Here is a 19,015-nt window from a genome sequence, read left to right on the forward strand (position 1 = left end):
CACGGTTCGCCACGGCCCCTCGCCCTTCCGGGCGGGGGGCCGTTGTCGTACAGTCGCAGACCCGTATCTGACTGACCGTCAGGAGTGAGCGGTATGCGGCTCGGACTCGCCCTCGGCTACTGGGGTCGCGGCCCCTCCCCCGACCACCTCGCGCTGGCGCGGGAGGCCGAGCGGCTCGGCTATCACTCGGTGTGGACCGCCGAGTCCTGGGGCTCCGACGCGTTCACGCCGCTCACCTGGATCGCCGCGCACACCTCACGGATCAGGCTCGGCACCGCCGTCGCGCAGATGGCCGCCCGCTCCCCCACCGCCACCGCCATGCACGCCCTCACCCTCGACCATCTCTCCGGCGGGCGGCTGCTGCTGGGGCTCGGGCTGTCCGGGCCGCAGGTGGTGGAGGGGTGGTACGGGCGGCCGTTCCCGTCCTCGCCGCTGACCGCGACGCGCGAGTACGTCGAGGTCGTACGGCAAGTCCTCAGGCGCGAGGCCCCCGTTCGGCTCGACGGGCGGTTCCACCCCCTGCCCTACCAGGGGGCCGACGGGACCGGCATGGGCAAGGCGCTGAAGTCCGTCACCCATCCCCTGCGCACCGATCTGCCCGTCCTGCTCGGTGCCGAGGGGCCGAAGAACATCGCGCAGACCGTGCGGATCGCCGACGGCTGGCTGCCGTTGTACTGGTCGCCGGAGCGGGCCGAGCTGTACGCGGACGCCCTCGCCGGCGCCCGGGACGGCTTTCTCGTCGCGCCCATGGCCCAGGCCCGGGTGTGCGACGACGTCGGCGAGGGGCTGCTGCCGGTCAAGGCCATGCTCGGCTTCTACATCGGCGGCATGGGGCACGCGGCCCGCAACTTCCACGCCGAGCTGATGGGTCGTATGGGGTACGAGAAGGAGGCGCGGCGGGTCCAGGAGCTGTTCCTCGCCGGGCGGCGGGAGGAGGCCGTACGGGCCGTACCGGACGCCTTCGCCGACGAGATCGCGCTCGTCGGGCCGCGCCGCAGAATCGCCCGGCGGCTGGAGGTGTGGCGGGACGGCCCGGTGACCGACCTGCTGGTCGTGTCCCCGGACCCGCTCACCCTCCGCACGCTCGCCGAGCTCAACTCCCAGCCGTTCAGAGGAAGATCGCCACGGGGTTGAGGGACAGCTCGCCCGTCTCGCTGTTCCACGTCTGCACCTTGCCGAGGCAGCGGGCCTGGAACTCGCCGGTGAAGTACTCCGCGTTCTGGAAGCCCTCCCGGACGCCCGCCGCCTCGCAGGTGACGCGGACGTGGGCGGGGCGCGGGCCGTCGCCATAGGGGGCGCGCAGCACGATGTCGCCGCTCTCCGAGGAGCGGCTCGCGGTGAAGCGGCCCGTGACCGAGACGAACGCCGAGACGACGGCCACGGAGGTGAGCGGGACGCGGTCGCCGCGGTCGCGGAGGGTGTCGGCGAGGGCCCGGTTGGGGACGATCAGGCCGGTGGTGAGGTCGGCCTGGACGACCACGTCCTCCTTGCGCATGGTGTCCATGAGCAGCCGTATCACCGTGATCGGGGTGCTCTGCTGGATGTAGGCGGTGACGCGTTCCTTGGTGACGTCCCGGCTCGCCTTGCCGCCGCCCAGGCCGAACCGGGCGCGCAGACCGAGGCCGCTGGTGACGTTGATCCGGTCGGCGACCTCCTGTTCCAGCGCGGCGGAGAAGCCGCCCTGCTGGTAGAGGTCCATCACCCGCTGCTCGTGCAGGAAGAAGCACATGCCGTGGACCGTACGGCCGCCCTGCCGGCGGCGTCTGCGCAGCCAGCCCAGGCGGATCAGGCCGTGCCGCAGCAGGACGGCCCAGCAGGCCGCCGTGCCCGCCCAGACGACCAGCCAGGGCCACCACAGGGCCCACCACTCACTGTCGATGACACCCACGGATCTCCTTGAACGCATCGGAAAGGGAGGAGAGCCCGGCGTCGACCATGCGGCCGCCGGTCGCGTCGGCGGCCCGCCGCAGGGCGTGCGCGTCGGCCTCTCCGAGGTGGACGGGGAAGGTGGGCACTGCCTCGGCCTCGGCGCCGAGGGCGCGGTGGCGGCGCAGGAACTCCTCGTAGGTGATGCCCGCGTTGTTCTCGCCGTCGGTCATCAGCACGATGGCGACGGGTCGGTCCGGCTCGTCGCGTACCGCGGCGGTGGCGACGCGGTAGCCGCGGTCGAGGGCGGACCAGAGGGCGGTGGCGTCGTCGTACCCCCCGTTCGCGACGGTCGCGTTGAGGTCGCGCAGGTCGGCGTCGCCGCGGACCGTCACCGTGCGCTCCTCCAGCACCCGGCCGCCGAACCGGAGCACCGTGAGCCGCTCGCCCCGGTAGAAGCGGGCGAACTTGCCCGTCGCCGACTGGTCCGCGCCGCTGAGGCCGGCGAAGGCGGCGCGCAGTCCGGCCATGCGGGCGCCGCGCATGGAGGTGGAGAAGTCGAGGACGAAGACGACCTGGTCGGCGGTGCGGTGGCCGGGATCGCCGTAGTCGGTGATCAGCTGCTCGACGATGGACAGGCGGTCGGGGAAGGAGAGCGCGTTGCCGACCGGGGTGCGCAGGCGGGCGGACGGCTCCACGTCCTGGTTGACCGGGCGGCGGTACGTCCGCTCCATCAGGCGGTGTTGAACGTCCGCGCCGAGCAGCCAGTCGACGACCTCCCGGTACGCCCGCCGCTCCCCGGGGTCGAGGAGCAGCAGCGGGAAGTCGGAGAGGACCATGCCGTCGTCGGGGTGGACGATCTCCAGGGGGGCGCGCAGGGTGCCGGAGGCGTTGAGGGCGAGGAGCTCCGCCTCGTGGGCGATGAGCGCGTTGGTGTCGTCCTGGTGCCCGGGGTAGCGCTCGACGAGGTCGCGGGAGCTGGGCGCGGTGAGGGTCTGGCCGGAGCGGAAGCCGCGCAGCCGGTCGCACGAGACGTCCTGCTCGCGCAGGGCGCTGCCGGTGCCCGCGGCGGCGGTGGCGACGCCGACGAGCGCGGCGCGGCCGGTGTCGCTGCGCCGCGGGTCGGCCATGCCGAAGCGTACGGTGCCGTCGGCGGCGGCGTCCGCGATGTCGGCCCAGGAGATCCGGCCGCCGTCGGCGTCGGCGCGCAGGGCCTCGGCGGTGGCGGGGGCAAGGCCGACGACGACCGGGGAGCGCATGATCGCGGTGGATTCGGGGCGGCTGATCCGGCCGTCGGAATCCTGGACGCGCAGCAGGAAGGAGCGGTCGGAGGCGAGCCAGGCTAGGTCGTAGGCGGTGGTGCCGTCCGCCGGGTGCTGGCCGTCGAGGTCGGCGTTGGCCCGGTAGTCGATGTCCAGCCGGACGCCGGTGTCGTCCTCCAGGTCCGCCAGCAGCGGTGCCACGTCGGCGAGTTCGGGGCTGGCGAGGACGCGGAGGGTGACCGGGTCGTCGTCGGTGGTGCAGGAGGTGAGCGCGGCGCCGAGCAGGGCCAGGCCGAGCACGGCCCGTACGGCGGCGGCTGCGGCGGCCCTCATGGCGTGTCCTGGACGGGCGGCGGGCAGTCGCCCACGTGGTCGATGATGTCCTCCAGGATCTCCAGGTCGGGTTCGTAGACCTTGGTCTGGTCGCTGTTCTCCTTCGGTACCTGGATGCCGTGTTCGGTCAGGTAGGCGTTGAGCTGGTCGCTGGTGCCGTCCGCGCCGGAGAAGCGGACGCGGAAGCCGAGTTCGAGGGCGCGGCGGCGCAGGTCGTCGTCCTCCTGGATCACCTGGACAAGCCGGTCGCCGTCGTCGGTGAGGGAGATCAGCTGGGGTTCGGTGAGGGCGTAGGGGGTGGGGTAGAGCAGGACGCGACTGGTGTCCTGGCGGCCCTCGCGGTCGTGGTGGGCGATCTGGTGGGCCAGGTACTGGTGCTCGTAGATCAGGGAGATCGGGGCGATGGACTCGCCCAGGTCGGAGAAGTAGCTGTCGGCCTGTTCGTCGGCCCACATGCCCTGGAGGTCGATGAGGGGTTTGATCTCGGCGGCGAGACGCTGGACGGAGTTGGCCGCGACCCGGCCGTCGTCGCCGTTCCGGGTGCCCGGGGTGCGGTTTCCGTTGGCGACGAAGGCGAGGATGCTGAGGTAGGTGCCGGCGGAGTTCGACTCGCAGACGTTGGAGGTGCGGACCAGGACGCGTCCGCTGTTGCTGCGGCCGTCGCGGCTGACCTCGTCGTAGCCGATGCCGTTCCAGGTGTCGGCGGTGCGGCCGGTGCCGTCCTTGGGGTTCTCCGGGGCGTCGACGCCGTCGAGGAGGCCGGTGAAGCGGGCCATGTCGAGGTCGTAGTAGAGGGTGTCGCCGGTGCCGTTCGCGGGCTGCGGGGTGGCGACGCCCGCCTCGACCAGGGTCTCGGCGTAGTCGCGGAAGGTGCCGAGGACGAGGGGGCTGACGAAGGGGCGGGCGGAGCGGACGGAGCGGTTCTGGCGGTCGAGGACGAGTTTGGCGGCGGGCTGGCCGGACGGGAAGACGACGTCCATGCCGTCCAGGGACTGGGTGGCGATGCCACGGGAGCCGAGGCGGTGGATGTCGACGCGTATGCCGTGCCGGAGTAACAGCCGTTGCACTTCGGGGTCTCTGAAGTAGTCGGACTTGGAGCCCATCCGGGCCTCGATGGTGGTGATGTGCTCCAGGGGGCGCAGGGTGTTGCCCGACAGCAGCAGGGAGACCAGTCCGGCGACGGCGAAGGGCAGCACGGCCAGGACGTGCCGGGGTACGCGGCGGCGGCCGGTGCGCCGGGTGGTGAGTCGCGGTTCCTCGATGGTGGGTGCTCTGTCGTCGGACAACGGCCCTCCTGCCGCTCAAGGGGGCAGGATCATCGGTGACCCGGCGGAACGACGGCCCGCGGAAGGGTCAACTCCAGGAGAACGGCGGGCAAATGGCCGCACAGCCCCGGTTTCGAGCCGGCCGGGGCGGCTACCCGGCGGTCATGTCCCCTCGATATCGCATGGAAGCCAACCAGGCGGGCCGGGTCATCGCGATCGTCGCCGACGTCATGGCGCTGATCCTGGGGCTGTGGATCCTGATGTACCTGCTGGACGCCAACCGCGGCAACGACTTCGTGCAGTTCGTCCACGAGATGGCCCGCTGGCTGGCGGGCTGGTCGCACGATCTGTTCACGTTCGACGAGGCGTGGGCGCGGGTGGTGGCGGGCTACGGTCTCGCGGCGGTGGTGTACCTCTTCGTGGGCCACGCGATCGCCAACCGCATCTACCGGCACTGACCCCAGGGCGCGCTCAGGCCTCGCAGCACTCCGGATCCTCCAGGCCCCACGGCAGCAGGTCGCCCCCGAAGACCGCGCAGGTCGCCTCGTGGCCCCCGAGCGCGGCGACCGCGAGGAGCAGGGAGCCGGCCGTCCAGGTGGTCAGCTCGCGGGGCCAGATGGCGTCGTCGTCGAAGACGTAGCCGGTCCAGTACAGGCCGGTCTCCGGGTCGCGCAGGTGCTGGATGGACTGGAGGATGTCCAGCGCCCGGTCGGACTCGCCCGTCGCCCACAGGGTGAGGGCGAGTTCGGCGGACTCGCCGCCGGTGACCCAGGGGTTCGGCACCACGCACCGCACGCCGAGGCCGGGCACCACGAACCGGTCCCAGCCCTCCTCCATCCGGGCCTTGGCCTCCGCGCCGGTCAGGGCGCCGCCCAGCACCGGGTAGTACCAGTCCATGGAGTAGCGGTCCTTGTCGAGGAACCGCTCCGGGTGCCGGCGTATCGCGTGCCGCAGCATGCCGACAGCCAGCTCCCAGTCCGGCTGGGACTCCTCGCGCTGCTCGGCGATGGCGAGCGCGCAGCGCAGCGCGTGGTGGATGGAGGAGCTGCCGGTGACCAGCGCGTCCGCGGTGGCCGTGCCGTCGTCCTCGCGCTTCCAGCCGATCTGCCCGCCGGGCTGCTGGAGCCGCAGCACGAACTCCACGGCGGCGTGCACCACCGGCCACATGCGGTCGAGGAAGGTGTCGTCGCCGGTGGACAGGTAGTGGTGCCAGACGCCTACGGCGATGTAGGCGACGAAGTTGGTCTCGCGGCCCCGGTCGGTGATGTCGTGCGGGTCGCCGTCGGCGTACGCCGCGTACCAGGAGCCGTCCGCGTTCTGGTGCCGGGCCAGCCACAGGTACGCCCGCTCGGCGGCCTCGTGCTCGCCCGCCGCGTCCAGCGCCATCGCGGCCTCGACGTGGTCCCACGGGTCGAGGTGGTGCCCGCGGAACCACGGGATCGCCCCGTCCTCCCGCTGCACCGCGAGGATGCCGCGGACGGTCGCGGCGGCCTGCTCGGCGGTGAGCACCCCGGGCAGGACGAGGTGTTCCGTGCGGGGGGTGGTCACTTGGCGGCCGCCCGGGTGTCGGACTCGGCGGCGGTCCCGGCTTCCGTGATCCGGGGCAGGTGCGGCTTGGTCGCGTACACCACGAAGCTCTTGCCGATCAGCGGGTTCAGCGCCTGCTCGGCGACCCGGGTGGCGAGGGGCTTCTTCATGATGTCCCAGACCAGCAGCTTGTGGTACGCCCGCACCGGCAGCGCCTTGTCGTTGTCGACGCCGAAGGCGCACTTCAGCCACCAGTAGGGGCTGTGCAGGGCGTGGGCGTGGTGCGTGCCGTACGGCTTGAGCCCGGCCTCGCGGATCTTGCCGATGAGTTCGTCCGCCTTGTAGATGCGGATGTGGCCGCCCTCGACCTCGTGGTAGGCGTCGGACAGGGCCCAGCAGATCTTCTCCGGGCCGTAGCGCGGGACGGTGATCGCGATGCGCCCGCCCGGCTTGAGCACGCGGACCATCTCGGCGAGGACGCCCTTGTCGTCGGGGATGTGCTCCATCACCTCGGAGATGATCACGACGTCGAAGGACTCGTCGGGGAAGGGCAGGGCGAGGGCGTCGCCCTCCATCGCCGTGGCGGTCGCGCCCTCGGGGGCCTCGCCGGCCTCCTTCATGGCCGCGAACCACTTCGCGACCTCGCGGATCTCCTCGCCGTTCTGGTCCAGCGCGACCACCTGCGCACCGCGCCGGTAGCACTCGAACGCGTGCCGGCCGGCGCCGCAGCCGAGGTCCAGGACACGGTCGCCCGGGGCGAGCGGGAACCGGGAGAAGTCGACGGTCAGCACGTGGCCCTGCTTTCGGGGTTGGATCCAGCTGTGACAACGTCCGGGGACGTGGACGTCTCACCCTCGGGGGTGGCGGCCGCCCCGTCTCTCGGGGCCGCGGAGCGGCCGGGTGTCGCGGCCGCGAAGCGGTCGACGGCTGCCGCGGAGCGGCGTCGGTCCGGGGCCGCGGAGCGGGCGATGGCCTCGCGGTACCGGGCCACGGTGCCCTCCGCCGCGCGGGCCCAGGTGAAGTGCCGTAGCACCCGCTCGCGGCCGGCGGCGCCCAGACGGGCCCGCAACTCCTCGTCCCCCAGCAGCCGGCTCAGCCCGGCGGCCAGCGCGCCCGCGTCGCCCGGCGGTACGGCGAGGCAGGTCTCGCCGTCGCGTCCGGCGACCTCCGGGATCGCCCCGCCGGTGGTGGCGACCAGCGGCGTCCCCGTGGCCATGGCCTCGGCGGCCGGCAGCGAGAAGCCCTCGTAGAGCGACGGCACGCACGCCACCTGCGCCGAGCGCACCAGGTCGACGAGTTCCGCGTCCGAGATGCCCTTGACGAACTCGACGGCGCCTTCGAGGCCGTACCGCTCGATCGCCTGCGCGACCGGCCCCTCGGCGGGCCGCTTGCCGACGACGACGAGATGGGCGTCGGGCTGCTCGGTGCGCACCTTGGCCAGCGCCTCGACGAGGAAGACGAGCCCCTTCAGCGGCACGTCCGCGCTGGAGGTGGTGACGATCCGCCCGGGCACCCGGGCCACCGACGGGTCGGGCGAGAACAGCTCGGTGTCGGCGCCGATGTGGACGACGTGGACCCGGTCCCGGCGTACGCCGAGATGGTCGACGATCTCCTGCCGCGAGGTGCCGGAGACGGTCAGCACGGACGGCAGCCGGCGCGCGACCCGCTTCTGCATCCGGGTGAACGCGTACCAGCGCCGCACGGAGTACCGCCGCTGCCAGGTGTCGGCGGCGTCCAGCTCCAGCTGCCGGTCGACGGTGATCGGATGATGGATCGTGGTGACGAGGGGCGCACCGAGATCCCCCAACAACCCATACCCCAGGGTCTGGTTGTCGTGGACGACGTCGAAGTCGCCGAGCCGGGCGCGCAGATGGCGGCGGGCGCGCAGCGAGAAGGTCAGCGGCTCGGGGAATCCGCCGGTCCACATGGTGGCGACCTCGAGGGCGTCGATCCAGTCCCGGTACTCGTCGCGCTTGGGGGTGCGGAAGGGGTCGGGCTGCCGGTAGAGATCCAGGCTGGGCAGCTGGGTGAGGCGAAGGTGGTCGTCGTACCCCTCGTCGAGGACGGGGTACGGCTGGGCGCCGATGACTTCGACGTGGTGACCGAGGCGGGCGAGCTCACGCGACAGATGGCGGACGTAGACGCCCTGACCGCCGCAGAACGGGTTCCCCTTATAGGTGAGGAGTGCGATACGGAGCGGACGCAAGCCGTCGGCTGCGGGGTCCTCCGGGGACCCTGCCTCCCTGGCCTCAGCGGTCACTCTGGGCCCCCTTCTCCCTGCACTGTCCCGCGAGATTATGCCGGGACGCTAACCTAGAACAAGTTTCAGACTTGATCGTTCAAGAGGCTCTGAATCTACCGGCAGGTAGCGCCGCTGTGAGAAGTGGATCAGGTGATTCACGCCACGGCACACACCGGTCGCGAACCCTGTCATGCTGTGTGATCTCACTCCCTCACGGACTGTCACGGAACGGGACCCATGGAGAAGGTGGAAGCCGCTACCGCACGCCCCGCCTCGCCCCTCACCGAGCGGCAGGAGGCGCGCCGGCGCCGCATTCTGCGCGCGAGCGCACAGCTGGCCAGCCGGGGCGGTTTCGACGCGGTGCAGATGCGGGAGGTGGCGGAGTCCTCACAGGTGGCACTGGGCACCCTGTACCGCTACTTCCCCTCCAAGATCCACCTCCTGGTCGCGACGATGCAGGACCAGCTGGAACACATGCACGGCACCCTCCGCAAGAAGCCCCCGGCGGGCGAGACCCCCGCGGAACGGGTCGCGGAAACCCTGATGCGCGCCTTCCGCGCACTGCAGCGCGAACCCCACCTCGCCGACGCGATGGTCCGCGCCCTGACCTTCGCCGACCGCAGCGTCAGCCCCGAGGTCGACCAGGTCTCCCGCCAGACGACGGCGATCATCCTCGACGCGATGGGCCAGGACCACCCGACCCCCGCCCAGCTCTCCGCCGTCCGCGTCATCGAACACACCTGGCACTCGGCCCTCATCACCTGGCTCTCGGGCCGCGCCTCGATCGCACAAGTGAAGATAGACATCGAGACGGTGTGCAGGCTGATCGACCTGACGGGGACCGACGGCAGTCAGAGGTGAGGAAAGTGCAGGGGAAGCCCGCATGGCGGGATGTCCTGGAGTCCTGCGGCCTTCAAGTACTGCGGAGGGAGGGGCAGAAGGGCCCCACGGTGCTGTCCGCCATCCGCGCCGTCAGCGGATTCGAGGTCGTGCCGGTCGCCACCGTCCCCATCTCGTCACCACGAGCCGCCGGCGATCTGGACACGCAGTGGCACCTCCATGCATCAAGCGTCTCGCTGTACGACGACACGGGCGAGTTCCTCATCCTTCCGCCCATGCCGAAGGGCAGTGAGGTCGGCTGGGTGAGGGTCAGAGACACCGTGGCCGACAACCTGCCCTCACGCATCGCCCAGGTGACGGGCTCCCCCGAGTTCATCGCCGTTTCGCTCGATGGCCGCCGCCTCTGCGCCACCTCGGAGGAGGAGGACGACTACTGGGTGGTCCTGCACCGGTTCTCCTGAGCGGCAACTGTTACTCCTCCGGCGGAAACACCACCTCCCCACTCCCCAGCAACGTCAACGTGATCGCCTCCACCGGACAGTTCTCCGCCGCCGTCAGAATCCGCTCGTCCGCGTCCGTCTCCGTCGCGACGGGGCGGGACTGGCGGCCGGTGTCCAGGTGGAAGGCCTCGCGCGCGTGGTGGAGGCATTGCGCCGAGCCGATGCACAGGGAGCGGTCGACCTCGATGTGCCAGCGGTCGCCCATCGTCGTCTTCCCCCTCACGCTCCCGCCGGGAGGTGGATCATCTTGTGTTCCAGGTACTCGCCGTAGCCCTCCGGGCCGAACTCCCGTCCCAGGCCAGAGTTCTTGTAGCCACCGAACGGGCCCAGCATGTCCAGGCTGAAGGTGTTGACGGAGTACGTGCCGGTGCGGACCTGGCGCGCCACCTCGATGCCCCGGTCCACGTCCGCCGTCCAGACACTGCCGCTCAGCCCATAGTCCGAGTCGTTCGCGATCTTCACCGCCTCCGCCTCGTCGCCGTACGGCAGCAGGCAGATCACCGGGCCGAAGATCTCCTCTCGGGCGATGCGCATGGAGTTGTCGACGTCGCCGAACAAGGTGGGCTCTACGTACCAGCCTCGCTCCAGGCCCGGCGGGCGTCCGCCACCCGTGAGGATCTTCGCGCCCTCCTCCTGGCCGATGCGGATGTAGTCCAGGTTCCTGCGCTGCTGCCGCTCCGCCACCAGCGGGCCCACCTGCGTCGCCGGGTCCAGCGGGTCGCCGACCATCAGGGCGCTCGCCGCCGCGGCGAAGGCGTCCGCGAACTCCGCATAGCGCGAGCGGGGCAGGAGGATGCGGGTCTGGGCCACGCAGGCCTGGCCGTTGTTCATCCAGGCCGCCGGGACGATTCCGGCGACGGCCGCCGAGACGTCCGCGTCCGGCAGGACCACCGCCGCCGACTTGCCGCCCAGCTCCAGCGTCACCCGGGTCAGGTTCCGCGCGGCCACTTCCATCACGCGCTTCCCGGCCGCCACGGAGCCGGTGAAGGACACCTTGTCGATACCGAGGTGGCCGACCAGGTACTCGCTCACCTCCCGGTCCGCCGGCAGGATCGACAGCACGCCCTCCGGCAGGCCCGCCTCCCGGGCGATCTCGGCCAACACGTACGCGTCCAGGGGGGATTCCGGCGAGGGCTTCAGCACCACCGTGCAGCCCGTCAGCAGCGCGGGCGCCAGCTTGGCGGCCGCGACGAACTGCGGGACGTTCCAGGGGACGACCGCCGCCACGACCCCGACCGGCTCCCGGCGCACGAGGATCTTCCCCAGCACCCCGTCACGCCGCTCTTCGTACGTGAAGTCGCGGGCGACCCTGATCGCCGCGTCCCACACCATCATCGCGCCGAGCGCCTGCGCGAGGACGCTCCAGGAGTACGGCGAGCCGTTCTCCGCCGAGATCACGCGGGCGATCTCCTCGTGCCGGGCCGCGATGCCGTCCTTGATGCGGCCGACGACCTCGATCCGTTCCTCCAGGGTCAGGCGCGGCCACGGCCCCTCGTCGAAGGCCCGCCGCGCCACCGCCACCGCGCGGTCCACATCCGCCGTCGACGCGTGCGGGACGCGGCCGATGACCTCCTCGGTGTGCGGGGAGATCACTTCGATGACGTCCTTGCCCAGGGGGTCCGTCCACTCCCCGCCGATGAACAGTTGCCGGTGTTCCACGAGCTCGGTCATGGCCGTCCGCCTCCCCGGAGCCTGCCTACTGACGCTCCATCAGATTCAGCGATACGGGAACTGATACCAGTTCCACTCGGAGGAGTCCACGACCTCTACCATCACCACCCATGACGCAGACCCGCGCCCGCAGTTGGGCGATCTTCGGCACGGCGATGACGGTGGCGGTCAGCGGTGCCGTCTGGATGGCGACGACATGGGACGAAGTCGCCCGCAGCAACGGGGTGTCGGTCCACACGGCACCCCCGGCACCCCCCGGCTTCTGGACCCCGGAACGCATCAGGCAGGCCAAACCCGTGGAAATGCCGATGGTGCCGGTCTGCTCTGGTTGGACGTCCCTGCTGGATCCGGACTGCTGGTGAAGCCTGTCGGACTAAAACGTGTTCTAGTTATAGTGGCGAAGCCCAGGACATCCGGGGGGATCCCATGACGCAGGTGTACGACCACGGCGGCGGCGTCCGTTCCCTCCGCGTCCCCATCCCCGACAACCCCCTCGGCCATACCCTCGTCCACGTCGTCGATACCGACGACGGTCCCGTGCTCATCGACACCGGATGGGACGACCCCGCGTCGTGGGACGCCCTCACCGGCGGTCTCGCCGCCTGCGGCACCGCCGTCTCCGACATCCACGGTGTCGTCATCACCCATCACCACCCCGATCACCACGGCCTGTCGGGCAGAGTCCGCGAGGCGTCCGGCGCCTGGATCGCGATGCACGCGGCCGACGCGGCGGTCGTACGGCGCACCCGGGACGCCCGTCCCGAGCACTGGTTCGCGTACATGGCCGCCAAGCTCACCGCCGCCGGCGCCCCCGAGTCCCACGTCGCCCCGCTCCGCTCGCCGCGCCTCCGCGCCCTGCCCGGCGGCCTCTCCCCCGCCCTCCCGGACCGCGAGATCGTCCCCGGCGAACTCCTGCCCCTCCCCGGCCGCCGCCTCCGCGCCATCTGGACGCCGGGGCACACGCCCGGCCATGTCTGCCTGCATCTCGAAGAGGAGCACCCGGCGAAGGCGGAACACCCCGGCCACGGCCGCCTCTTCTCCGGCGACCACCTCCTCCCCGAGATCACCCCGCACATCGGCCTCTACGAGGACCCGGACGACGACAGCACGACCATCGACCCGCTCGGCGACTACCTCGACTCCCTGCACCGCGTCGCCCGCCTCGCCCCCGCCGAAGTCCTCCCGGCCCACCAGTACGCCTTCACCGACGCCCCCGCCCGCGTACGCCAACTCCTCGACCACCACGAAGCGCGCCTCACCGGCCTCCTCGCCCTCCTCACCACCCCCCTCACCCCCTGGCAGCTCGCCGAGCGCATGGACTGGAACCGCCCCTGGGACGAAATCCCCTACGGCTCCCGGAACATCGCCGTCTCCGAGGCGGAAGCCCATCTGCGGCGCCTGGTGAAGCTGGGGCGGGCCGAGGCGGTCCCCGGGACCGAGCCCGTGGCGTACGTGGCGGCCGTCGCCGACCACTCCGCCCAGCCCTCCTGACCGGCCGGTAAAGTGGCCGCGTCGTCATCACACCCGTACGGGGGGAAGCCGGTGCAAATCCGGCGCTGACCCGCAACCGTGAGCCGTCGTCGGAAGACGGCAAGCCGGATCGCCCTGTGCGGACGTGAAACGGCTCACGCACCGTCGAGGTCTACGGAGCCGAGCCGCCCGGGGTCCTCCCGTGCTGCCCGGCTCCCCGCAGGAGAGGGCATCCGCCGATCATGAACGTCCGCCGCAGTGCCGCGGCCCTGGCCGCCGCCGCAGTGATCGGCGCCGTCGCGGCTCCGGTCGCCCACGCCGCCGACTCGTCCCCGTCCGCCGAGCCGTCCCCGTCCGTGGCGATTCCGTCCGGCCTGTACGGCACGACCGACCCGGCCTACGACGGCGTCTGGCGCCAGTCCCTCGCCCTGCTCGCCCAGGACGCGGTCGGCGTACGGCCCGCCGGCAAGGCCGTGGACTGGCTCACCGGCCAGCAGTGCGCCAACGGCGCGTTCGCCTCCTTCCGCGCGGACACCGCCAAGGCCTGCGACGCCAAGACCATGCTGGACACCAACGCCACCTCCGCCGCCGTCCAGGCGCTCGCCGCGCTCAGCCACCACGACGCCGCGACCGGCAAGGCCGTCGACTGGCTGAAGTCCGTGCAGAACAAGGACGGCGGCTGGGGTTACAACCCCGGCTCCCCCAGCGACGCCAACTCCACCTCCGTCGTCATCGGCGCCCTCACCGCCGTCGGCGAGAAGCCCGACGCCGTCACCCGGAGCGGCAAGTCGCCCTACGACGCCCTGCTCGCCCTCGCCCTCCCCTGCGACGAGGACGGCGGCGGCGCCTTCGCCTACCAGCCGGACAAGAAGGGCAAGCTCGCCGCCAACGCGGACGCCACCGCCGCCGGTGTGCTGGGCGCGCTCGGCAAGGGGCTCGACGCCAAGGCGGGCAAGGAGGCCGGCGCGCCCGAGTGCGCCGAGCCCAAGACGCCCGAGCAGGCCGCCGCCAACGGCGCCGCCTACCTCGCCGCCGCCGTCGCCGAGGACGGCCACCTCGTCTCCGCCCTCCCCGGCGCCGAGGACCAGCCCGACTACGGCAACACCGCCGACGCGGTCGTCGCCCTCGCCGCGCAGGGCGGTGCCGAGCGGGCCGCGAAGCCGCTGAAGTGGCTGGAGCAGAACTCCGCCGACTGGGCGAAGCAGAGCGGCCCCGCCGCCTACGCCCAGCTTGTCTTCGCCGCCCTCGCCACGGGCACCGACCCCCGCGACTTCGGCGGCAACGACCTCGTCCGGCAGCTCAACGCGACCGGCCCGGCCCCGGTTCCCGCCGAGGGCATCACCGACACCGGCAAGCGGGTCGCCGACAAGGACGACGACGGCGACACCGTCTGGTGGACCGTCGGTGCCCTGTTCGTCGCCGGTATCGGCGTCGGCTTCCTGATCAGCGGCCGGAAGAAGAAGGGGCGGCAGGCGTGAGGCTCCGCCGTGCCGCCGCGCTGCTCGTGGCCGTGCTGTTCCTGCTGCTGAACACCGGCCTCGCGCAGGCCGCCGGCTACCGCTACTGGTCCTTCTGGGACCGCGACGGCGACCGCTGGGTCTACGCCACACAGGGCCCGGCCACCGCCCGCCCGTCCGACGGGGACGTGCAGGGCTTCCGGTTCGCCGTCAGCCGGGACTCCCAGGACGCCGCCCAGCCGCGTGGCACGGCGGACTTCGACGTCATCTGCGCCCGGACGCCCGCCCAGGACGGCAGGAAGCGGGTCGCGCTCGTCCTCGACTTCGGTACGGCGTCGGACGCGCCCTCGGATGAGACGCCGCCCGCCCGCCGGACCGTCTGCGCGAGCGTCGCCCCCGACGCGACGACCGCGGAGGCACTGGCCGCCGTCGCCAAGCCCCTGCGCTACGACACCAACGCGCTCCTCTGCGCGATCTCCGGCTATCCGAAGAAGGGGTGCGGGGAGCAGGTGAGCAACGAAGGCAAGAAGGACACTGCCAAGGAGGACTCTTCCGACGGCGGGCCGTCCCTCGGCCTCCTCGCGGGCGCGGCAGCGGTGGCGGCCCTGGGCGCGGCGGCGGTCTGGCAGGCTCGGCGACGCAGGAATGGCTGACGCGCGCCCGGGCAGCCGCTCGGCGTCGCTCCACCCCGGCGCCTGGTGGCTCTGGTCCCTCTCCCTCGGCATAGCCGCCACCCGCACCACCAACCCCCTCCTCCTCGGCCTGCTGATCGCGGTCTCGGCGTACGTCGTCGCGGCCCGCCGCCCGAACGCCCCGTGGGCCCGTTCCTACGGCGCGTTCCTCAAGCTGGCCCTCGCCGTCCTGCTGATCCGCCTGGTCTTCACCCTCCTGTTCGGCTCCCCGATCCCCGGCACGCACACCCTCCTCACCCTCCCCGAAGTCCCCCTCCCCGCCTGGGCGCAGGGCATCCGCCTGGGCGGCGAGGTGACCGCCGAAGAGGTGGTCAGGGCGGTGTACGGCGGTCTGAAGCTGGCCGCGCTGCTGATCTGCGTGGGCGCCGCGAACGCCCTGGCGAGCCCGTCCCGGCTGCTGAAGTCGCTGCCGGGGGCGCTGTACGAGATGGGTGTCGCGGTGGTCGTCGCCCTCACCTTCGCGCCGAGTCTGATCGCGGACGTCCAGCGGCTGCGCGCCGCCCGCCGGTTGCGCGGGCGCCCGGACAAGGGGATCCGGGGTCTGCTCCAGGTGGGCCTGCCGGTCCTGGAGGGCGCGCTGGAGCGTTCTGTCGCGCTCGCCGCGGCGATGGACGCGCGGGGCTACGGCCGTACGGCCAAGGTCCCGCCCGCCGTCCGCCGTACGACCGCCGCTCTCACCCTCACCGGGCTGCTCGGCGTCTGTGCCGGGACGTACGGCCTGCTCACCGCGGAGGGCGGCACGTACGGCGTGCCGGTGCTGCTCGCGGGGGTCGGGGCCGCGCTCGCCGGGCTGTGGCTGGGCGGTCGCCGCTCGCTGCGCACCCGTTACCGCCCGGACCCGTGGGGCCCGCGCGCCTGGCTGGTCTCCGGTTCCGGTGTCGCGGTCGCCGTGTCCCTCGCCCTGGCCGCCTCCGCCGACCCCGCGGCCCTGAACCCGGGCGTCATCCCGCTGACCGCCCCCACCCTCCCCGCGTGGCCCGCGGTGGGCGTACTCCTCGGGTTGCTCCCCGCGTTCGTCACCCCTCCACCAGAGAATCCGACGCAGAATCCTAAGGAGCCGTCGTGATCCGCTTCGAGGACGTCTCCGTGATCTACGACGGAGCCGCCGAACCGACCGTCCAGGGCGTGGACTTCGAGGTCCCCGAGGGCGAACTGGTCCTCCTCGTCGGGCCGTCCGGCGTCGGCAAGTCGACGATCCTCAACGCCGTCAGCGGCCTGGTCCCGCACTTCACCGGCGGCACCCTGCGCGGCCGGGTCACGGTCGCCGGCCGTGACACCCGCACCCACAAGCCGCGCGAACTCGCGGACGTGGTCGGCACGGTCGGCCAGGACCCGCTGTCCCACTTCGTCACCGACACCGTCGAGGACGAACTCGCCTACGGCATGGAGTCGCTGGGCCTCGCCCCGGATGTGATGCGCCGCCGCGTCGAGGAGACGCTGGACCTCCTGGGGCTCGCCGCGCTGCGGGACCGGCCGATCGCCACCCTCTCCGGCGGGCAGCAGCAGCGGGTCGCCATCGGCTCGGTGCTCACTCCGCACCCGAGCGTGCTCGTTCTCGACGAGCCGACCTCCGCCCTGGACCCCGCCGCCGCCGAGGAAGTCCTCGCCGTGCTCCAGCGGCTCGTCCACGACCTCGGTACGACCGTGCTGATGGCCGAGCACCGGCTGGAACGGGTCGTCCAGTACGCCGACCAGGTCCTGCTCCTGCCCTCCCCCGGCGCCCCGCCCGTGCTCGGCGCCCCGGCCGAGATGATGGCCGTGTCGCCGGTGTGCCCGCCGGTGGTGGAGCTGGGCCGGCTGGCGGGCTGGTCCCCGCTGCCCCTGACGGTCCGCGACGCCCGCCGCCGCGCGGCGGACCTGCGCGAACGCCTGGAACGCACGGAACGCCCGGATCGCCGGCAGGGGGAGGACATCACGCCCGCACCCGCCGCGTCCACCGCCCCGGACGTCGCGCCGCCCAGGCCCCGCCGCTGGTTCCGCAGGCCGGCGCCCGCCGACGCCCCCGCCTCCCCGTATGCCGCCGAGGTCCGCTCCCTCGCCGTCCGCCGCGGCCGGATCCCCGCGCTGCGGCACGTCGATCTCACCGTCTCCCCGGGCGAGACCATCGCCCTGATGGGCCGCAACGGCGCCGGGAAGTCCACTCTGCTCTCCTCCCTGGTCGGGCTGGTCGAACCGGCCTCCGGCTCGGTCCGCGTCGGCGGCGCGGTGCCGCACCGCACCTCGCCCCGCGACCTCGTCCGCCGCGTGGGCCTGGTCCCGCAGGAACCCCGGGACCTCCTGTACGCCGACACGGTCGCCGCCGAGTGTGCGGCGGCCGACGAGGACGCGGGTGCCGCGCCCGGCACCTGCCGGGCCCTGGTCTCCGAGCTGCTGCCGGGCATCACCGACGACACCCACCCGCGCGATCTCTCCGAGGGCCAGCGCCTGACGCTCGCCCTGGCGGTGGTGCTGGCCGCCCGCCCGCCGCTGCTCCTGCTGGACGAGCCGACCCGGGGTCTGGACTACGCGGCGAAGTCCCGCCTGGTCACGCAGTTGCGACAGCTGGCGGCGGAGGGGCACGCGATCCTACTGGCCACCCATGACGTGGAGCTGGCCGCCGAGATCGCCCACCGGGTGGTGCTGCTGGCGGAGGGCGAGGTGATCGCCGACGGACCGACGGCCGACGTGGTGGTCTCCTCTCCTTCCTTCGCGCCGCAGGTGACGAAGATCCTGGCGCCGCAGCGATGGCTCACGGTGAGCCGGGTGCGGGAGGCGCTGCGGTGACCCCCTCCCAGGCCCGCCAGGCCCGGCCGGTCCGTCTCGGCCCGCGCTCGATCATCACCCTCGCCCTGACCAGCGCGGTCGGCGCGGCGGCGCTGCTGTGGCCGTTCTTCTCCCCGCCCACCGCGGCGGTGGCGGCGCACGGCCAGGACGCCCCGTGGCTCTTCGCGGGCCTGCTGGTCCTGCTGGTCGCGGTCGTGGGAGCCGCGATCGCGGAGTCCGGGCTGGGCGCGAAGGCGGTGGCGATGCTGGGGGTGCTGGCCGCGGCGGGTGCCGCGCTGCGGCCGATCGGCGCCGGCACGGCCGGTATCGAGCCGATGTTCTTCCTGATGGTGCTGAGCGGCCGGGTCCTCGGCCCCGGCTTCGGCTTCGCCCTGGGTTCGCTGAGCATGTTCGCTTCCGCGCTGCTCACCGGGGGTGTGGGGCCGTGGATGCCGTTCCAGATGCTGTCGATGGGCTGGTTCACGATGGGGGCCGGGCTGCTGCCGGGCCCGCACCGGCTGCGCGGTCGCGCCGAACTGCTGCTGCTCGCCGGCTACGGCTTCCTGGCCGCGTTCGCGTACGGCCTGGTGATGAACGCGGAGGGCTGGCCCTTCCTCCCCCGGGACGAGTCGGAGATCGCTCCGGACCCGGCCGCGGGCACCGCGGCGAACTTCGCCCGCTTCCTCGCCTACTGCCTGGCCACCTCTCTCGGCTGGGACCTGGGCCGCGCGCTCGTGACGGTCGTCCTCACCTTCGCCGTGGGTCCGGCCGTGCTGAAGGCGCTCCGGCGGGCCACGCGACGCGCCGCCTTCGAGACCGGGGTCACATTCGAGCCGCCGAAAGCGGCCTCAGGGCGTGAAGCACCCCACAGGACGCAGATCACATACGACAGGGCATAGTAGACAAATCGGACGCCATGTTCACGCCAATTGCCCGCCTGACCTGGGGATTGAGAGCCGCGTCACACAAAAGACCTTCGACTCGTATGCGACGACAACTAGTAAAGGGGGTCATTGCGGACCCCCTTCCGGCCTGCTTCTCTGGATGACGTCGCACGGCGCCGACGAGCCCCACGGGCCTCGGCGCCGACGCATGTCCCCCCGCCTCGCATCGCGTGGCTCCGGCATGCCGCGACACCCCAGTCCCCG

19 protein-coding genes and 1 riboswitch are annotated in these 19,015 nt (G+C 72.5%); of the genes, 11 read left to right on the forward strand and 8 right to left on the reverse strand.

Annotation, left to right across the window (positions count from 1 at the left end; all coding sequences use genetic code 11):
* The first annotated feature begins 93 nt into the window (after nucleotides 1–93).
* Nucleotides 94–1,134, forward strand: coding sequence for an LLM class F420-dependent oxidoreductase (locus tag ACZ42A_RS02385; protein ID WP_468525249.1), 1,041 nt, complete (start codon nucleotides 94–96; stop codon nucleotides 1,132–1,134).
* Here ACZ42A_RS02385 and ACZ42A_RS02390 read toward each other — a convergent pair.
* From ACZ42A_RS02390 to ACZ42A_RS02400, 3 genes are read right to left on the reverse strand one after another with little or no spacing between them, the layout of a single operon-like run.
* A complete protein-coding gene (locus ACZ42A_RS02390) occupies nucleotides 1,109–1,888 on the reverse strand; it encodes a hypothetical protein (protein ID WP_468525250.1) in 780 nt (259 codons plus the stop codon). The genes ACZ42A_RS02385 and ACZ42A_RS02390 overlap by 26 nt on opposite strands.
* Complete coding sequence (locus tag ACZ42A_RS02395; protein WP_468525251.1) at nucleotides 1,869–3,461, reverse strand: substrate-binding domain-containing protein; 1,593 nt, start codon at nucleotides 3,459–3,461, stop codon at nucleotides 1,869–1,871. Before ACZ42A_RS02395 ends, ACZ42A_RS02390 begins: the two co-directional genes overlap by 20 nt.
* Nucleotides 3,458–4,747, reverse strand: coding sequence for a hypothetical protein (locus ACZ42A_RS02400; protein ID WP_468525252.1), 1,290 nt, complete (start codon nucleotides 4,745–4,747; stop codon nucleotides 3,458–3,460). The genes ACZ42A_RS02395 and ACZ42A_RS02400 overlap by 4 nt, the downstream gene beginning before the upstream one ends.
* Nucleotides 4,748–4,890: 143 nt before the next feature.
* Between ACZ42A_RS02400 and ACZ42A_RS02405 the strand changes: the two genes are divergently transcribed.
* Nucleotides 4,891–5,184: a hypothetical protein gene (locus tag ACZ42A_RS02405; protein ID WP_468525253.1), complete on the forward strand. Its 294-nt coding sequence runs from the start codon at nucleotides 4,891–4,893 to the stop codon at nucleotides 5,182–5,184.
* 13 nt (nucleotides 5,185–5,197) lie between these two features.
* Here ACZ42A_RS02405 and ACZ42A_RS02410 read toward each other — a convergent pair whose 3' ends face one another.
* Genes ACZ42A_RS02410 through ACZ42A_RS02420 form a run of 3 tightly spaced genes read right to left on the reverse strand, consistent with a single transcriptional unit; the run spans nucleotide 5,198 to nucleotide 8,513 of the window.
* Complete coding sequence (locus ACZ42A_RS02410) at nucleotides 5,198–6,274, reverse strand: prenyltransferase/squalene oxidase repeat-containing protein (protein WP_468525254.1); 1,077 nt, start codon at nucleotides 6,272–6,274, stop codon at nucleotides 5,198–5,200.
* On the reverse strand, nucleotides 6,271–7,044 hold the full coding sequence (locus ACZ42A_RS02415; protein WP_468525255.1) for a class I SAM-dependent methyltransferase: 774 nt from the start codon (nucleotides 7,042–7,044) through the stop codon (nucleotides 6,271–6,273). Before ACZ42A_RS02415 ends, ACZ42A_RS02410 begins: the two co-directional genes overlap by 4 nt.
* Nucleotides 7,038–8,513, reverse strand: a complete 1,476-nt coding sequence (locus ACZ42A_RS02420) for a glycosyltransferase family 4 protein (RefSeq protein ID WP_468525256.1) — start codon at nucleotides 8,511–8,513, stop codon at nucleotides 7,038–7,040. Before ACZ42A_RS02420 ends, ACZ42A_RS02415 begins: the two co-directional genes overlap by 7 nt.
* Nucleotides 8,514–8,732: 219 nt before the next feature.
* Here ACZ42A_RS02420 and ACZ42A_RS02425 point away from each other — a divergent pair, with 219 nt between their 5' ends.
* Complete coding sequence (locus ACZ42A_RS02425; protein ID WP_468525257.1) at nucleotides 8,733–9,356, forward strand: TetR family transcriptional regulator; 624 nt, start codon at nucleotides 8,733–8,735, stop codon at nucleotides 9,354–9,356.
* A 5-nt stretch (nucleotides 9,357–9,361) separates the two neighbouring features.
* The gene (locus tag ACZ42A_RS02430) at nucleotides 9,362–9,796 is read left to right on the forward strand and encodes a hypothetical protein (protein WP_468525258.1); all 435 of its coding nucleotides are present in this window, start codon (nucleotides 9,362–9,364) and stop codon (nucleotides 9,794–9,796) included.
* A gap of 10 nt (nucleotides 9,797–9,806) precedes the next feature.
* Here ACZ42A_RS02430 and ACZ42A_RS02435 read toward each other — a convergent pair whose 3' ends face one another.
* Both ACZ42A_RS02435 and ACZ42A_RS02440 read right to left on the reverse strand, forming a co-directional pair.
* A complete protein-coding gene (locus ACZ42A_RS02435) occupies nucleotides 9,807–10,040 on the reverse strand; it encodes a ferredoxin (RefSeq protein WP_468525259.1) in 234 nt (77 codons plus the stop codon).
* A gap of 14 nt (nucleotides 10,041–10,054) precedes the next feature.
* The gene (locus ACZ42A_RS02440; protein ID WP_468525260.1) at nucleotides 10,055–11,506 is read right to left on the reverse strand and encodes an aldehyde dehydrogenase; all 1,452 of its coding nucleotides are present in this window, start codon (nucleotides 11,504–11,506) and stop codon (nucleotides 10,055–10,057) included.
* A 110-nt stretch (nucleotides 11,507–11,616) separates the two neighbouring features.
* Here ACZ42A_RS02440 and ACZ42A_RS02445 point away from each other — a divergent pair, with 110 nt between their 5' ends.
* From ACZ42A_RS02445 to ACZ42A_RS02475, 7 genes are all read left to right on the forward strand, one after another.
* On the forward strand, nucleotides 11,617–11,868 hold the full coding sequence (locus ACZ42A_RS02445; protein WP_468525261.1) for a hypothetical protein: 252 nt from the start codon (nucleotides 11,617–11,619) through the stop codon (nucleotides 11,866–11,868).
* A gap of 64 nt (nucleotides 11,869–11,932) precedes the next feature.
* Nucleotides 11,933–12,997 (forward strand): MBL fold metallo-hydrolase, encoded by a 1,065-nt coding sequence (locus tag ACZ42A_RS02450; RefSeq protein ID WP_468525262.1) that lies wholly within the window; start codon nucleotides 11,933–11,935, stop codon nucleotides 12,995–12,997.
* Nucleotides 12,998–13,038: 41 nt separating this feature from the next.
* Nucleotides 13,039–13,112, forward strand: a riboswitch (cobalamin riboswitch).
* Nucleotides 13,113–13,218: 106 nt separating this feature from the next.
* Entirely contained in the window at nucleotides 13,219–14,454 is a 1,236-nt protein-coding gene (locus tag ACZ42A_RS02455; protein WP_468525263.1) for a prenyltransferase/squalene oxidase repeat-containing protein, read from the forward strand.
* Nucleotides 14,451–15,086, forward strand: a complete 636-nt coding sequence (locus ACZ42A_RS02460) for an SCO2322 family protein (protein ID WP_468525264.1) — start codon at nucleotides 14,451–14,453, stop codon at nucleotides 15,084–15,086. Before ACZ42A_RS02455 ends, ACZ42A_RS02460 begins: the two co-directional genes overlap by 4 nt.
* Nucleotides 15,079–16,191, forward strand: coding sequence for an energy-coupling factor transporter transmembrane component T (locus ACZ42A_RS02465; protein WP_468525265.1), 1,113 nt, complete (start codon nucleotides 15,079–15,081; stop codon nucleotides 16,189–16,191). The genes ACZ42A_RS02460 and ACZ42A_RS02465 overlap by 8 nt, the downstream gene beginning before the upstream one ends.
* A complete protein-coding gene (locus tag ACZ42A_RS02470) occupies nucleotides 16,188–17,888 on the forward strand; it encodes an ABC transporter ATP-binding protein (protein WP_468525266.1) in 1,701 nt (566 codons plus the stop codon). Before ACZ42A_RS02465 ends, ACZ42A_RS02470 begins: the two co-directional genes overlap by 4 nt.
* Complete coding sequence (locus ACZ42A_RS02475) at nucleotides 17,849–18,766, forward strand: ECF transporter S component (RefSeq protein ID WP_468525267.1); 918 nt, start codon at nucleotides 17,849–17,851, stop codon at nucleotides 18,764–18,766. Before ACZ42A_RS02470 ends, ACZ42A_RS02475 begins: the two co-directional genes overlap by 40 nt.
* The last annotated feature ends 249 nt before the right edge of the window (nucleotides 18,767–19,015 follow it).

The sequence above is a fragment of the Streptomyces sp. NPDC030838 genome, assembly GCF_055572035.1.